Here is a 16,122-nt window from a genome sequence, read left to right as displayed (position 1 = left end):
AGGATAAGGCTGAGATGGAAGTGAGCGGAGAGTTCAATTGTCCGATGTTTAAAGCCGTGATTATCGATTTTTAACTGTTAAAATGATTCGAGTATTATTTAAGTTGGTATTAGCTCAAGGGAACGCTTGTGACAGATATGACAGACAATAGATTGTCTGGTTTTGCCCGAATTGCCGAAGTAGGCGCAATTGCTATGGGGGCGCTAGGAGTATACCTAATGGTCGCCTTGTTAAGCTTTGACCCAAGTGATCCAAGTTGGTCGCAAACGGCTATTCAACAAAGCATTGCCAATGCCGCGGGAAGCTCCGGTGCATGGTTTGCTGACTTACTGCTGTTTAGTTTTGGATTCATTGCCTATAGCGTACCTTTGGTTTGTGGCTTTTTAGCATGGGCGCTATTCTGGCGGCCCTGTCCGATAGCCCAAGTTGATTTTTTTACTTTAGGCTTACGCCTTATTGGTTTCATTTTCACTTTCGCCAGCTTAACGACCTTAGCGAGCATTCATATTGACGATTTTTATTATTTTTCATCAGGAGGCTTAGTGGGAGATATTTTCACTCAGTTAATGATCCCGACCTTCGGTTTATTGGGTACTAGCATTATTTTATTGGCCGTATTTGCGGGTAGTATTACCTTGTTTACAGGTGTTTCATGGGTTCAGTTTGTTGAGTTGTTGGGTGAGGGCTTAGGCTCAGTGTTTACCAATCTGATTCATTTACCGAAACGAATTAGCGGTCGCAAACAATCACGGCTTGCCGCGGATGAATCGACCAATGAGACTTATCAAGCGCCTTTGCGTAAACCAGAGCTAGAAGAAGCTGCTATTAACCCTCTCGATGACAGTGAAACTGCCCAGCAAGAGAGCTTTGAAGAGCCATTGGACACCGTCACCGAGGGATCTTTACACGCTGTTGAGCCACATTTTAATCTTGATGATGATTTCGAGGAGCAATTGAGCCAAGCTAAAGCAGAAGTGGAGTTTGCTTATGAAGCTGAAGCCGTTGACCCTCCGAGTGTTATCCTGGATCAGAGCCCCCCAGAGCCGATGCCAGAAATTCCTTTTACTGAATCAAGTCAGCCAATGACCAATCAACCTTCCACGGCTGCTGAGGTGGTTAAGTCTAAACCCGCTCAGCCTCGTTTAAGCCCATTGCCTGATATGAACTTGTTAGATAGGCCCGACAAGAAACAGAATCCAATTTCCGCAGAAGAATTAGATCAAGTATCGCGGCTGGTGGAAGCTAAACTGCTGGATTTCAATATTCAAGCAAGCGTTGTGGCTGTGCATCCAGGACCGGTGATTACCCGTTTCGAGTTGGATTTGGCGCCGGGGGTTAAGGTGAGTAAAATCACCAACTTGTCTAAAGACTTAGCCCGAGCCTTGTCGGCCATTAGCGTACGAGTCGTGGAGGTGATTCCCGGCAAGTCGGTGATTGGTTTGGAGCTCCCCAATCGTTATCGAGAAATTGTTTATTTGAGTGAAGTGGTTGATAGCAGCGTATTCCATCAATCTAAATCTCCGTTAACGATGGTACTAGGCAAGGATATTGCGGGCCAACCAGTGGTGGTTGATTTGGCTAAGATGCCGCACCTGTTAGTTGCGGGAACCACTGGTTCTGGTAAATCGGTTGGGGTTAACGTGATGATCGTTAGCTTGTTGTATAAGTCGACACCAGACGATGTTCGTTTGATTATGATCGATCCTAAAATGCTGGAGTTGTCGGTCTATGAAGGGATCCCGCATCTGCTCTCAGAAGTTGTGACAGATATGAAAGAAGCGGCCAATGCACTGCGTTGGTGTGTTGGAGAAATGGAACGCCGTTATAAGCTGATGTCGGCTATGGGCGTACGTAATCTTAAGGGTTTCAACCAGAAAGTTGTTGATGCCATCAATTCAGGAAACCCGATCATTGATCCGCTGTGGAAACCTGGTGATAGTATGGACGAAACGGCGCCCTTATTAGAAAAGCTGCCGCATATCGTGGTCGTGATTGATGAATTTGCCGACATGATGATGATTGTTGGTAAAAAAGTAGAAGAACTGATTGCTCGAATTGCCCAAAAAGCGCGGGCGGCGGGTATCCATTTAATATTAGCGACTCAACGTCCTTCGGTGGATGTGATTACTGGTCTAATTAAAGCGAATATCCCAACACGAATGGCTTTTCAAGTTTCGAGTCGTATTGATTCTCGAACCATTCTTGACCAACAGGGAGCAGAAACGTTACTCGGGATGGGCGATATGCTCTATCTACCAGCAGGTACTGGAGTCCCTACCCGTGTGCATGGTGCGTTTGTCGATGACCATGAAGTACATGCGGTGGTTTCCGCTTGGAAGGCGCGTGGTGAACCAAACTACATCGATGAAATTTTGAATGGTGAAGCTGGACCGGATGCAATGCTCCCCGGGGAAGTGGCTGATTCAGATGAAGAGCTTGATACCTTGTTTGATCAAGCGGTGATGCATGTGACAGAAACGCGCAGAGGCTCGGTGTCGGGCGTACAACGTAAATTTAAGATAGGTTATAACCGTGCAGCGCGGATCGTTGAACAAATGGAAGTGCAGGGTATTGTCAGTGCGCCTGGACACAATGGTAATCGTGAAGTACTTGCGCCCCCACCGGTAAGAATTGATTAAGAAGAATTATTTATGAAAAAACTGGGTACAGTGATTGTGGCGTTGTGTTTATCCTCTGTTGCATTGGCGAATGATGCGGCAACCGAATTGAAGCAACATTTGTCGACGTTAAGTAGTTTCCAAGCCGAGTTTAAGCAAACGGTGCTGGATGCTGATGGTAGTCAAATTCATCAAGCCGAAGGCAAGCTTAGTTTAGCGCGTCCTGCCAAATTAAATTGGCAACAGGTTGCCCCAGAACAAGACATGATTGTTTCTGATGGTACGACCATTTGGTATTACAGTCCATTCGTTGAGCAAGTGACAATTATGAGTGCTGGTGAAGCGATCCGTCAGTCACCATTCATTTTGTTGGCCGATGACCGTAACGAGAGTTGGCAGCAATACCAAGTTGAAAAGGTTGATCAGGGTTACTTGGTAAAATCTAAACGCGATCCTCTACAAGCAGCATTTTGGGTGAAGCTCAATGCTGATAATAGTATTGCTCGCTTTGATCTTATTGAAAGTACTGGCCAGCGAAGTGAGTTTAGCCTGCAAGCCTTTAAGGCGAACCCTAAGTTGAGTGACCGTTTGTTTCACTTCGACATTCCCAGCAATACTATGATTGATGACCAACGTTAATGAGTTTTGAGTTAAACTTCGACGCCGATTTTAGACCTTTGGCGGCGCGGATGCGCCCTACTGAGCTGGCTCATTATGTGGGTCAAAAGCATATTTTGGCTAAAGAGCAGCCGCTGTATAAAGCGATAGCTTCAGGTCAGCTACACTCGATGATCTTGTGGGGGCCACCTGGCACAGGAAAAACCACAATCGCTGAGTTGGCCGCATATTATGCGGATGCTGAAGTTGAAAAAATCTCGGCTGTAACTGGCGGTATCAAAGAGGTGAGAGCGGCTATAGGGCGCGCGCAGCAAAATCAGCAAGTGAGCCGACGGACGATCTTATTTGTTGATGAAGTGCATCGCTTTAACAAAAGTCAACAAGATGCGTTTTTACCTTATGTAGAAAATGGGACGGTAATTTTTATTGGTGCGACTACCGAAAATCCTTCCTTTGAACTGAACAATGCCTTGTTGTCTCGGGCTAAAACCTACGTGCTACGGTCTTTAGATAGTTCGGCGATTTTGCAGCTACTGGAACGCGCGATTCGTGATGATGAAATTTTAAAACAGCAGAATTTGCAGTTTGAATCAGGGGTGTTAGAAGCGCTAGCAGAGTTAGTCAGTGGTGATGCTCGTCGAGCTTTAAACTTGCTGGAAATGATGGCTGAGTTAGCGGAAGTTAGCAGTAGCGGTAAACAGCTTTGTTTTGATTTGTTAAAGCAGGTGGCTGGCGAACGTTATAGCCATATCGATAAGGGAGGAGACAAATATTACGATTTATTGTCTGCCTTGCATAAATCTATTCGGGGCTCATCTCCCGATGCAGCCTTATTTTGGTATTGTCGGATTTTAGAAGCCAGTGGGGATCCTTTAGCGGTGGCGAGACGCTGTTTGGCGATTGCCTCTGAAGACATTGGTAATGCGGATCCTAGAGCCATGCAAATCGCAGTGAGTGCTTGGGATTGTTATACTCGGGTTGGGGCCGCTGAAGGAGAGCGGGCGATTGCTCAAGCCGTTGTTTATTTGGCATGTGCCGCTAAAAGTAATGCCGTATATACGGCATTTAAAGCCGCACGAGCGGCGGCAAAAGAGTACGGTGATACCGAGGTGCCAGTGCACCTGCGAAATGCTCCGACCCAGCTAATGGCTGAGTTAGGCTATGGTGCGGAATATCGTTATGCACATGATGAGCCCAATGCTTATGCCGCCGGACAACAATATTTACCTGACGGGCTTACGGGGATGCAATTTTACTATCCACAAAGTCGTGGGTTAGAGCAAAAGATTGCAGAGAAATTGGCTTATCTAAAACAGCTCGATCAGCAAGCAGAATAGGCTGTGAGTATAGCAGTGATGATGTCGTTTAAACGGGGGGCCTCAGGATCGCTGAATCGTGGCTTTCAGGCTTTAGTTTATTTGTCGTCTGGCTAGCAAGGCTGATTATTCCTAGTTCAGCTTATTTACGGCATTTTATTGTTAAAACAAGTAGAAAGCCCGATTGTGTCTGCTATGAGTTGCTTTATAATGGCGACTTATAAATTTTATTGAAGCAGCGTAAATGTGGCTAACTAGCAATTGCAAGCCGCATCCACTGTTTTTTACTCATTGAATTGGAAGTAGGTTATTGAATGTTAGACGCTAATTTGTTGCGAAGCGATATAGAGAGCACTGCTCAGCGCTTAAAAACTCGAGGATTTGAACTAGATGTAGCTCGTTTGACGACTTTAGAGAGTCGCCGTAAAGAATTACAAGTTCTTACCCAAGAACTGCAAAATGAGCGTAACACTCGTTCCAAATCCATCGGGCAAGCGAAAGGGCGCGGCGAAGACATTGCCCCCTTGTTAGCCGAAGTTGGCCAATTAGGTGAAAAGCTCGATGCTGCTAAAGCCGAATTAAATGCGCTATTAGACGAAATTAAAGATTATTCTCTAGCGGTGCCTAATCTGCCGCATCCGAGCGTACCGCTTGGTAAAGATGAGTTGGAAAATGTAGAGCTGCATACCTGGGGCGAGTTGCCGAGCTTTGACTTTGAGCTGAAAGATCATGTGGATGTTGGCTCCGATTTACAAGGTTTAGATTTTGCTAATGCGGTCAAAATTAGTGGCTCTCGTTTTATTGTCATGAAGGGTAAAATTGCTAAGCTGCATCGCGCTATTGCTCAATTGATGCTTGATACGCATACCGAAGAGCATGCATATCAAGAGATGTACGTACCTTACTTGGTTAATGCTGATTCACTCTACGGTACTGGTCAGTTGCCTAAGTTTGGTAAAGATCTGTTCCATACCCAGCCTGCAACAGAAGAAGGGATCGGCATGAGTCTGATCCCAACTGCCGAAGTGCCCTTAACTAATATGTTGCGCGATAGTATTGTGGAAGAAGCCGAGTTGCCGATCCGTATGACCGCTCATACGCCTTGTTTTAGAAGCGAAGCGGGTTCTTATGGGCGAGATACACGCGGTCTGATCCGCCAACACCAATTTGATAAAGTTGAAATGGTTCAATTGGTTCATCCCGAAAAATCTTACGCAGCCTTAGAAGAAATGCGTCAACATGCAGAAAATATCCTACAAAAACTGAACTTACCTTACCGTGTGGTGACTTTGTGTACTGGTGATATGGGCTTTGGTGCAGCGAAAACTTACGATTTAGAAGTGTGGGTTCCTGCGCAAAATACTTACCGTGAAATCTCATCGGTGTCTAACTGTGAAGATTTTCAAACTCGTCGAATGCAGGCTCGGTTCCGTCCTAATGGCGCTAAAAAGCCAGAGTTATTACATTCATTAAATGGTTCTGGTTTGGCGGTGGGTCGCACCCTAGTAGCAATTTTAGAAAATTATCAAAACGCAGATGGTAGCATTACTATTCCAGAAGCATTAGTTCCCTATATGGGCGGGCTAGAACGAATTAGTGTATAGTTTCATAGAATTATAAAAAAAGCGCCCGAGGCGCTTTTTTTATATGCATTTGACTGGTTTGGGTAAGCCCGCAATTTTTGTGGCCTGCTTGGCGGGCCCATCGGGAAATAATTTATATAAGTAGCGGCTATTGCCTTTGTCGGGGCCAAACTTTTTGGCCATTGCTTTGACTAAGGCACGCATTGCAGGGGAGGTATTAAACTCTAGGTAGAAATTTCTTACAAATATGACGACTTCCCAGTGGGCTTCACCCATCTCGATACCTTCTCGTTGGGCAATATGTGCTGCGAGCTCTTTTGACCATGCCTCTAAGTCGAGTAAGTAGCCATTCTTGTCAGTTTGATAACGCTGCCCATTAAACTCAATCATTGTGTCTTAATAAACCTTTTGAATCACTATAAGTTGTCGCTAAGTTTACCATCGACCATTTAATAATAATTGGCGAATTTGCTGTAAGTCTTTGCATATTAGTTGTAACTGGTAAGCAATTAGCAATTCGTCACCGACTAGCTTTGGCAATAATTTATTGATTTCGGTAAGTAGTCGCTCATGTTGTGGTTTTAAACTGGGTCGCTGGTCAGAAAATAATAGTAGGTAATCGTGCATTAGCTCCAACTCGCCATTTATTTGCTCGCCTAATTTAGCCAATTGATTCGCCGCATATCCAGATTGTAATTGGCTTCGATGGGTTGATAAGGCTGACAAGTGAGATAGTAAATTGTGGCTCATACCAACTAAGTGGTAGAGATCAGGAGAAAGTCGACGTTTGTCACTAGGCTCGGCTAGCATGTATTGCCAATGACGAACCAATTCGGCCTCGCTTTGATAAGCGTGGTAACGATTTAAGCGAAATTCGGTGCTTTCTGCTGGAGACGTACTGAAATATTGCTGGAAAATGGCACCTTGATAAGCTGCTATATTGGCAAATAGTTGACTCACAATTTTACGGCTGATCTTATGTTGCCAGTCAGGCCAGAAATAACGCATTGATGCTAAAGCCATTAACGCGCCAATCAAGGTGACAATGGTTCTAATGGTTAGAGCTTCATTGGCGGGATAACCTTGTAAATCCAGAGACATTGCAACAAAAATGGTGATAAAAGCCACTGAAATTGCATAGTTGAAATGAAAAAATAAAAAAAACATCAACACTAATATCGGCAGCAAACCGATACTCACTGAATCGGGAAGGTTTAAATAACTTAAACCTGCGGCGACAAATACTCCTGCGATGGTTCCGAATACCCGTTTTCCAACTCGCTTTTTAGTCTCATGGTAGTTGGGCTTAATGACTAATAGACAACTTAGCATCAACCAAAATGCGTGCTCGTCATTCATGATCAAGATTAAACCATAGGCAATCACCATGGTGCAGGCCATTCGCAAGGCGTGACGATTGACCTGTAGCTTTAGATCAAAAGCTTGTTGTAAATATTGTTTTATCGATAGGGTCTTAAAAGGAGAAAACCGATTTTCTGGTTCGGGAAAAGCTTGTTCGTTAAAGCACAATGCAGTGACTTTTTTTAAGTTTTTTAATAAATATTCAAAACGAGGAGGCAACAGGGGAAGTTGTGCTCGTTGTTCTTCTAAGGTATCGATGGCTTGATTGAGTTGTAATTCTACATCTTTGTCAAGTTGACTGGCACCAATAGCTCGTGCGATACGGACCATGATGGCTCGGGTGTCAGTTAACAATTGCCGAGGAAGAACGTTTTGTAGCCGCTCATAGTCGAGGTGAGATGAGTTGAGCCTTTCGTGGAGCAGCTGCGCTTTAAAAAATCGGTCCATCTGGCTAGAGCCCACCAGCTGCTTATTCCGTTGCTGATAAACGTAAAGGCCGTGACGAATCACCCCGAGTTGCTCTGCAATGTCTGCACTTTGGCGAGTTAAGCGGACCTGGATGTCGCTAATATTAGCCCCCCGTCGAAATAAACGAGTTTTGGTCAGTTGATAAAGACTAATTTGCCGAAATACTTGAGCCAGTTGCGCATCTAACCAGCGATTAGGGGCGACAGCATTAGCAACTAAGGAGAGTAGCGCATAACAGAGCGCACCTAATACCAACCACAGAGGTTGCATCCATGGGTTGCTGTAAGTGCTATATCCCAGCATGGTATAAATACCAATTATCAACGAACACATGGCAATGGAGCCATACTTTTGTCCTAAAACAGGCATTCGCATAAACAAGTAGGTGGAACTGAATAAGCCAATAGCAAACAGCCAAGGCCAGGGGTAAAGCAAGGTCACGGAAATGCAGGCGAGGGTAAAGCACCCCATCATTAGCAGGGTACTTTGTAGGCGCTGCTGGTAAAAGTCGGGACTATCAGCTAATCCTGCGGCAACGACCCCAAGGGTTAGGGATATTGCCAGTTCCAAGTCAAACACTAGACTTAGGCTTAGCATTAAGATCGCAAGACTCGCGGCCTTTAATGCCACAGCCCAATTTAAGCTGGAGGGATCGATTTTATATTTAACTAAAGCCATAAATGAAAACGCCCCGTATAAAACAGGGCGTGGGTATCCTTACCTAGTCGACTTAGTCGTCGTTTAAAAAGCCTAAAATGTGGAGTAGTGATATAAAGATATTAAACACATCTAAGTACAAACGAATGGTTGCGCTGATGTAATTTGTTTCGCGACCGCTGATAATATCGCTGGTGTCATACAAAATATAACCAGAGAATAGCAACACACACGCACCGCTGATAGTGAGACTTAGCATTGGTACATGCAAAAATATGTTCAGTAGGCTAGCAACCACAAGAACGATCAAACCGGCGAATAAGAAGCCGCCCATGAATGAAAAATCTTTCTTGGTGGTCAGCACATAACCGGATAAGCCAAAGAAGACCAAACCGGTCATTCCCAAGGCTTGCATCACAATCGCAGTACCTTGCGGAAACTGTAGGTAATGGGTCAGTAGCGGACCTAATGAGCCCCCCATAAGGGTGGTGAATACAAAAGTCCACACAAGTCCCATCGAAGAATTGATGCTACGGGGGAGGACAAACCACACAATTCCCATCGCACCAAGCATCATTACCATTGATGCCATAGAGCCGATACCGGCAATGACCGCAAAAAATGCTGCAAGAGCACTGGTAAACAAGGTCATCGATAGTAAGGCGTAGGTATTACGCAAAACCTTATTGGTTTCCAGTGTCGATGCAGCGCTATAGTTTATCGTGCTGGGCTGATTCATTATTTCACTCCGTATTATGACTGAGTTAATGGTAAGTTTTGATAGAATGAATTTCTAGTATAACGATATTTTTGCTAAAGAGAATCAAATCTAAGATCTAAAACCGTACCGCTGGTTGATTAGAATGTCACAAAAACATATAGATAGCTGCTTGTTGTTGATTCTTGAGAGCGTTTTGCGACTAGATAATACGAAGGCACAGTTGCACTCGATGGCGCATAGCCCTATGATCACCGCTAACAGGGCGCTTTGCCTTAATCCTTAATCGTTCAAAGTGAGACGGATAACCAATGTTAGTTTTAGGACACACTAATCCAGACTGTGACAGTATTGCTGGCGCAATATCTTTAGCAGAGTTATTAACGAAGCAAGGCACACCAGCAACTGCTATAGCTCAAGGCGCGCCGAACCCTGAAGCGCAATTTTTACTTGATAAAATTGGCTTTGACGCGCCTGAGATCCGCAGCGAAATTGCTGGTGAAGAAGTCTGGTTAATTGATTACTCTGATTGGGGGCAAGCTCCTAAAGATGCTAAAAAAGCGTCTATTCGCGGTATTGTTGATCACCATAAACTGGGTGATATTACGACGGCGGAACCACTAGAATGTTGGATCCGTCCCGTGGGTTGTAGCTGTACGATTGTTTATAGCATGTACCAAGCAGCTAATATTACGCCAAGTAAAGAAGCCGCAACTTTAATGTTAGGTGCTATTTTAAGTGATACCGTTAAGTTTAACTCCCCTACTTACACCCCTGTAGACCGTCAAGCCGCCGAGGCTTTGGCTGAACTTGCTGGGGTTAGCGATATCAATGCTTTTGCTGACGAACAGTTTGCAGCTAAATCAGACGTGGCTTCTGTAGCCGCTGAAGAATTGGTGTTACGCGATCAGAAGGTTTACGAAATTAATGGTAAACAGTTTGCTATCGCTCAGTTGGAACTTACGTCGGTAAAACCAGTGCTTGCGCGTTTAGATGAGTTGGAAACAGCTCTCGTTGCGCTAAAGCAAGCCAATGGTTATCACACCGCTTTAGTGTTGCTAACAGATATTACAACTTTGAATTCAACGGGTTTAATTTGTAGTGATGAAGCAGAGCTTGTTGCCAGTACTCTAGGTGGCAAACTTGAGGGGAGTGTGATTGATTTACCTGGCGTGGTAAGCCGTAAGAAGCAGGTCATGCCGCCTCTACAGCGCCAATTTGACGTCTAGTCTGCATATCTTGTACTTTTAAAAGCCAGCGCAGAGTCGCTGGTTTTTTTATGTTTAAAATATGGGAGAGTCGATAGAGAAAGCTTGAAAGGCTTCTTTCTATTATACGGGCAAGTATTTTTAACACTCTTTAGATGAATATACCCGCAGACTTTTATCATTCTTGGATGCGTTTAAATAAGTCGTGTCCGCCGCGATGATTTACTTTTTAATGGTGAACTGTATTGACAGACTCCAATTTGTATGATGAATTGATGGGCAGGCAAAAAAACTAATACCAATCTGATTAATTACATGACCAGCTTATTGAGCAAATAAATCTGCTGATAACGAACCATGAAGCGCAGTAATTCGTGGCTCTAATCACAAAATATATAACGCTGTTGTGGTGATTTAGGCTAGCAAGAATGAACAGTTCATGACTTAGATTGGTATAAGGTGAGTCCTTTGGTTTGTATTTAGTACAAAATCTATCACGAAAGGGCTTTCTGCCAGATCATAGTCTGCGCTGTTGGCAAATTACGTTATTTTATTACCTTTGTGATTTATTTGACCTTTGTTAACTATTGATAGTGAATTTTTCTGCACAAAATGTGAAAAAAAACTCGTTTTTTTAGTTTGTTAGCAACTATTTTGAAAAAAAAATGCGTTTTATTTCAAATCAAGTCTGAAATTCGCTTTATATCTGTGGTAGCATTTCCTTTACTTTCGTGACGAATGGATTAACTCCTGCGTTATTGAATGCTGTTGTTTTGGAGGTTTAAAGGATAATCATCTAGCAAAGGCGATTGTTCACACATCATCGACAGATGGCGTGGCTCCTCTTTAAATGAAAATACTATTGAAGTGAGCAGTCTCACGGTCTGAATAACTTCAATATGGCAGTAAATAGGAATTACTGGATGACAAACATAACTCAACACAATAAGAGCCTTTATCGGCCTGAATTCGAACACGATAGCTGTGGTATCGGATTTGTTGCCCATTTAAAAGGGCGAAAAAGTCATGATGTGATCGAAAACGCATTGACTATGCTAACTTGCATGGAGCATCGTGGCGGCACTGGGTGTGACGTCGATAGTGGAGACGGCGCTGGTATTCTTATTCAGCTTCCTCACGAGTTTTTCAAAGAAGAAGCAACTCAACTGGGTTTCGCTTTACCGAATCCCGGTGAGTATGGCGTGGGCATGGTTTACTTTCCTGCTGATGAAACCATTCGTCGTGAATGTCGAGAAATTTTAAATCGAAATATTAATAAACTAGGTCTAAGTCTACTAGGCTACCGTGTGGTGCCTAAGGACAATTCTAGTTTGGGTCAAGCATCACTTGACAATGAACCTAAAATTGAACAAGTGTTTGTGGCTCGTCCTGCGAATATTGACCAACAAGTATTCGAACGTAAACTGTTTGTGTTACGTAAATACTCGCTACACTTGGCTGACGCCACAGTTACTGGTGTCGATGAAAGCTTTTATATGGCCTCGATGTCCTCGCGAACCATCGTTTATAAAGGTCAGTTAACCACGGCGCAAGTACGCAAGTACTATTTGGATTTACAGGATCCGCGTGTGGTATCGGCCATTGCCATGTTCCATTCTCGTTTCTCAACCAATACTTTCCCCGCGTGGCGTTTAGCGCAACCGTTCCGTTACATCGCTCATAATGGTGAAATTAACACGGTGAAGGGCAACGTGAACTGGATGCGAGCACGTGAATCTTTGCTTGCAAGTGTTAATTTTAGTAAAGAAGAGCTGGATATGATTCATCCAGTGTGTGATATCACGCGTTCAGATTCAGCTAACTTAGACATGTGTGTTGAGTTGCTGGTATTGAGTGGTCGTCCGCTTGAGCAAGTGATGATGATGGTGGTTCCGGAAGCTTGGCAAACTCAAGAAAACATGGACCCAGTGAAACGTGCATTCTATGAATATTACTCTTGCATCATGGAACCTTGGGACGGCCCAGCTTCTATTTCTTTTACCAATGGTAAAGTGATTGGTGCAACACTGGATCGAAACGGTTTGCGTCCATCACGTTATTTAGTGACCGACGATGGCCTAGTTGTGATGGGCTCAGAAACCGGTGCTTTAGTGGTTGATCAGTCTAAAGTGGTCCAAAAAGGCCGTTTACAGCCCGGTAAAATTTTCATTGCTGATTTAGAGCAAGGTCGCATCATCGCCGATGATGAAGTAAAACACACGGTTTGCTCCAAGCAACCCTATGGAAAATGGGTTGAAGAAAATAAAATTGTTATCGACGACCTGCCTCTTCCTGATGGATATAACGATCGTTTTGCCACTTTGCATAGTTTAGCCAAGCGTCAAAAAGCATTTGGTTATAGTCAAGAAGACGTTAACGCGGTTTTGAAGCCAATGGTCGGTACCACTAAAGAACCGCTTGGCGCGATGGGAACGGATACACCTTTGGCGGTGTTGTCGGATAATAACCCACATTTATCCCATTATTTCAAACAGTTGTTTGCTCAGGTTACCAATCCGCCTATTGATCCTATTCGTGAAGAGATGGTGATGTCGTTGCGTACCTATGTGGGTGCGGATTTAAATTTATTGGAAGAGACACCGCTACACTGCCGTAAAGTTGAAATTAAGCAACCGGTGTTAACCAATGATCAATTGGCCAAGTTACGAAGTATTGACCATAACCACTTCCAAGCGGCGACGATTCACACCACTTTCCATGCCTCTGGCGAAGAGGGTGAACTAGAAAAGGCGTTAGAGCGGATTTGTCGACATGCAAAAGATGCCGTGGATGATGGTTTCTCGATATTAATTTTGAGTGACCGTAAAGTTGATAGCGACCACGCGGCTGTACCTTCAGTACTCGCGACAGCGGCGGTTCACCATTACTTAATTCGAGAAGGTATTCGCGCTCATGCCGATTTAGTCGTTGAATCGGGCGATATTCGTGAAACTCATCATTTTGCAACGGTATTAGGTTATGGTGCGGCAGCGGTTAACCCATATTTGGCGATAGAAACCTTGCTCGATATGCGAGACCAGGCAATCATCGATAGTAGTTTATCTAATGACGCGGTGATCTCGCGTTATACCTATGCAATTAATAGTGGTTTGTTGAAGATCTTCTCTAAAATGGGAATATCTACGTTGCAATCCTATCAAGGTGCACAAATCTTTGAAGCGCTCGGTATTAACTCTGAGGTTGTGAACAAGTATTTCACTGGTACCGTGACCCGTATTGAAGGCATGGATTTAGATTCGATTGCAACGGAAGCCTTAAATCGACATCGCGAAGGTTTTGCGACGGATGATAATCCATTTAGGGACTTGATCTTAAGCTCTGGCGGCGATTATGCCTGGCGAAAAGATGGCGAGCGTCACTTATTTAACCCCACCACGATCCGCTTGTTACAAAACGCTTCTTCGACCAATAACTACCAAGTATTCAAAGAATATGCGGCAGAAGTTGATCATCAGGCGAAAGAAGCATTCACTTTGCGTGGTTTACTTAAATTTAAGTCCGATCGCCCTAGTGTTCCATTACATGAAGTGGATTCAGCAGAAACGATCCTAAAACGTTTCGCTACTGGTGCGATGAGTTTTGGTTCAATTTCTTGGGAAGCGCATACCACCTTAGCCATTGCCATGAATCGCATTGGTGGCAAGAGTAATTCTGGTGAGGGCGGTGAAGATCCGATTCGTTTCGAACCGATGGAGAATGGCGACTCAATGATCTCTAAGATCAAACAGGTTGCATCGGGTCGTTTTGGGGTAACTAGTCATTATTTGGCGAATGCCGAAGAATTACAGATCAAGATGGCGCAGGGCGCTAAGCCTGGTGAAGGTGGTCAACTTCCTGGTGATAAGGTGGATGCATGGATTGGTAAAACCCGTGGTTCAACGCCAGGAGTGGGTCTCATTTCACCCCCACCACACCACGATATTTATTCAATCGAAGATTTAGCTCAGCTTATTTACGATTTGAAAAATGCTAACCGTGATGCTCGGATTAACGTTAAGTTAGTGTCTGAAGCGGGTGTTGGTACGATTGCCTCGGGTGTGTGTAAAGGCTACGCCGATGTGGTATTGATCGCTGGCTACGATGGTGGTACGGGTGCATCTCCTCTGAGCTCTATTAAACATGCTGGGTTACCATGGGAATTAGGTTTAGCTGAAACGCATCAAACCTTGATTCAGAATAAATTACGCAGTCGTATTACGGTACAGGCCGATGGTCAACTGAAAACACCTCGTGATTTGGCGGTCGCCACTTTGCTAGGTGCCGAAGAGTGGGGGGTGGCTACCGCAGCACTTGTTGTTGAAGGCTGTACGATGATGCGTAAGTGTCATTTAAATACTTGCCCAGTTGGGATTGCCACTCAAGATCGCCGTTTACGTGAACGTTATGCTGGTCAAGTTGATCATGTGGTCAACTTCTTCAAGATGATGGCGGAAGGTTTACGAGAAATTATGGCTGAACTTGGTTTTCGCAGCATCAATGAGATGGTTGGGCAAAGCCAATGTTTGACTCAGCGTGATGACATTGATCACTGGAAGTACCAAGCGGTTGACCTATCGCCAATCTTGTATAAAGCAGAAGTGGATGGTGACGAGACACTTTATCGTAGCCAAGAGCAGAAGCATTTGATTCACGATATTGTTGATCGTGAGTTAATTAAACAAGCCAGCGAAGCCTTAGAAAGTGGTAAAGCGGTAGCGCTTAGTTCTCCAATTATTAATACCAACCGAAGTGTGGGTACGATGTTGTCGAACGAAATCTCGAAACGTTATGGCTCAGAAGGGCTACCGGAAGATACTATTAAGGTTAAATTTAACGGTAGCGCAGGCCAAAGTTTTGGGACCTTTGCAGCGAAAGGTATTAAGTTTGAGTTAGAAGGCGATGCTAACGATTACTTCGGCAAAGGTTTATCCGGCGCGAAGCTGATTGTTTATCCTGATCGCAAAGCTCCATTTGAAGCACGTAACAACATTATTGTTGGTAACGTGGCCTTCTTTGGCGGTACCTCAGGCGAAGCCTATATTCATGGGATTGCAGGAGAGCGTTTCTGTGTCCGTAACTCTGGGGTCACTGCCATTGTCGAAGGTGTTGGTGATCATGGTTGTGAATATATGACTGGCGGTAAGGCGATTATTCTTGGCGAAACTGGTCGTAACTTTGCAGCAGGGATGTCTGGTGGGGTCGCCTATGTGCTCGACCGTAGTCAGCAGTTTGCTTCGCGTTGTAACATGGAAATGGTCCGACTTGGTGGCATTGAAGATGCCGCAGAAGCTGCCGAGCTGAAAGATTTGCTTGAAAAACATCTCGCTTATACGGGCTCAGACGTTGCCAAAGAATTGCTAGCCGATTGGGACAAGGCTCTGGCTATGTTTGTTCGCGTCATGCCAACGGACTATGAACGGATGCAAGACTACATGAAGCAGGCGAAAGCCACGGGTGACTATGAAACCGATTATGATGTCGCGGTTGCAGCATTCGATATGCACTTAGACAGTGTTGCCCAAGCAAAAAAAGCCAAGGCTGAACAAGCCAAACAAAAAGCTGAAGCGGTTTAGG

General features: G+C 44.5%; 9 protein-coding genes. 6 read left to right on the top strand and 3 right to left on the bottom strand.

All coding sequences use genetic code 11. The features are described from left to right. Nucleotides 1-137: 137 nt before the first annotated feature. The 4 genes from ACRRSX_RS12540 (at nt 138) to serS (ending at nt 6,156) form a co-directional block, all read left to right on the top strand. Nucleotides 138-2,639, top strand: coding sequence for a DNA translocase FtsK (locus tag ACRRSX_RS12540; protein WP_432452862.1), 2,502 nt, complete (start codon nt 138-140; stop codon nt 2,637-2,639). A 12-nt stretch (nt 2,640-2,651) separates the two neighbouring features. Beyond that, on the top strand, nt 2,652-3,257 hold the full coding sequence (gene lolA / locus ACRRSX_RS12535) for an outer membrane lipoprotein chaperone LolA (protein ID WP_432452863.1): 606 nt from the start codon (nt 2,652-2,654) through the stop codon (nt 3,255-3,257). Continuing rightward, nucleotides 3,257-4,573 carry a replication-associated recombination protein A gene (locus ACRRSX_RS12530; protein WP_432452865.1) on the top strand — a complete coding sequence of 439 codons (1,317 nt, stop codon included), beginning with the start codon at nt 3,257-3,259 and terminating at the stop codon, nt 4,571-4,573. Before lolA ends, ACRRSX_RS12530 begins: the two co-directional genes overlap by 1 nt. A gap of 293 nt (nt 4,574-4,866) precedes the next feature. Next, on the top strand, nt 4,867-6,156 hold the full coding sequence (serS, locus tag ACRRSX_RS12525) for a serine--tRNA ligase (RefSeq protein WP_432452867.1): 1,290 nt from the start codon (nt 4,867-4,869) through the stop codon (nt 6,154-6,156). 39 nt (nt 6,157-6,195) lie between these two features. On the opposite strand, the gene ACRRSX_RS12520 is transcribed toward serS, so the two are convergent. Genes ACRRSX_RS12520 through ACRRSX_RS12510 form a run of 3 tightly spaced genes read right to left on the bottom strand, consistent with a single transcriptional unit; the run spans nt 6,196 to nt 9,361 of the window. Continuing rightward, entirely contained in the window at nt 6,196-6,525 is a 330-nt protein-coding gene (locus tag ACRRSX_RS12520) for a TusE/DsrC/DsvC family sulfur relay protein (protein ID WP_432452868.1), read from the bottom strand. Between the two features lie 45 nt (nt 6,526-6,570). After that, nucleotides 6,571-8,643: an FUSC family membrane protein gene (locus ACRRSX_RS12515; RefSeq protein WP_432452869.1), complete on the bottom strand. Its 2,073-nt coding sequence runs from the start codon at nt 8,641-8,643 to the stop codon at nt 6,571-6,573. 52 nt (nt 8,644-8,695) lie between these two features. Beyond that, nucleotides 8,696-9,361: a Bax inhibitor-1/YccA family protein gene (locus ACRRSX_RS12510; RefSeq protein WP_432452870.1), complete on the bottom strand. Its 666-nt coding sequence runs from the start codon at nt 9,359-9,361 to the stop codon at nt 8,696-8,698. Between the two features lie 290 nt (nt 9,362-9,651). Between ACRRSX_RS12510 and ACRRSX_RS12505 the strand changes: the two genes are divergently transcribed. Together ACRRSX_RS12505 and gltB are read left to right on the top strand one after the other, a co-directional pair. Then, nucleotides 9,652-10,569: a manganese-dependent inorganic pyrophosphatase gene (locus ACRRSX_RS12505; RefSeq protein WP_432452871.1), complete on the top strand. Its 918-nt coding sequence runs from the start codon at nt 9,652-9,654 to the stop codon at nt 10,567-10,569. Nucleotides 10,570-11,471: 902 nt separating this feature from the next. Further along, nucleotides 11,472-16,121, top strand: a complete 4,650-nt coding sequence (gene gltB / locus ACRRSX_RS12500; protein ID WP_432452872.1) for a glutamate synthase large subunit — start codon at nt 11,472-11,474, stop codon at nt 16,119-16,121. Nucleotide 16,122 lies beyond the last annotated feature (1 nt).

The sequence above is a fragment of the Agarivorans sp. QJM3NY_30 genome (assembly GCF_050870855.2).
Lineage (GTDB): Bacteria > Pseudomonadota > Gammaproteobacteria > Enterobacterales > Celerinatantimonadaceae > Agarivorans.
The sequence above is the reverse complement of the archived record's forward strand: the minus strand, read 5'-3'. Positions and strand labels throughout refer to the sequence as shown.

What these genes read in the sequence shown, in the direction of transcription:
- ACRRSX_RS12540 (WP_432452862.1), top strand. Translation starts at nt 138, where the DNA reads ATGACAGACAATAGATTGTCTGGTTTTGCCCGAATTGCCGAAGTAGGC.
- lolA (WP_432452863.1), top strand. Translation starts at nt 2,652, where the DNA reads ATGAAAAAACTGGGTACAGTGATTGTGGCGTTGTGTTTATCCTCTGTT.
- ACRRSX_RS12530 (WP_432452865.1), top strand. Translation starts at nt 3,257, where the DNA reads ATGAGTTTTGAGTTAAACTTCGACGCCGATTTTAGACCTTTGGCGGCG.
- serS (WP_432452867.1), top strand. Translation starts at nt 4,867, where the DNA reads ATGTTAGACGCTAATTTGTTGCGAAGCGATATAGAGAGCACTGCTCAG.
- ACRRSX_RS12520 (WP_432452868.1), bottom strand. Translation starts at nt 6,525, where the DNA reads ATGATTGAGTTTAATGGGCAGCGTTATCAAACTGACAAGAATGGCTAC.
- ACRRSX_RS12515 (WP_432452869.1), bottom strand. Translation starts at nt 8,643, where the DNA reads ATGGCTTTAGTTAAATATAAAATCGATCCCTCCAGCTTAAATTGGGCT.
- ACRRSX_RS12510 (WP_432452870.1), bottom strand. Translation starts at nt 9,361, where the DNA reads ATGAATCAGCCCAGCACGATAAACTATAGCGCTGCATCGACACTGGAA.
- ACRRSX_RS12505 (WP_432452871.1), top strand. Translation starts at nt 9,652, where the DNA reads ATGTTAGTTTTAGGACACACTAATCCAGACTGTGACAGTATTGCTGGC.
- gltB (WP_432452872.1), top strand. Translation starts at nt 11,472, where the DNA reads ATGACAAACATAACTCAACACAATAAGAGCCTTTATCGGCCTGAATTC.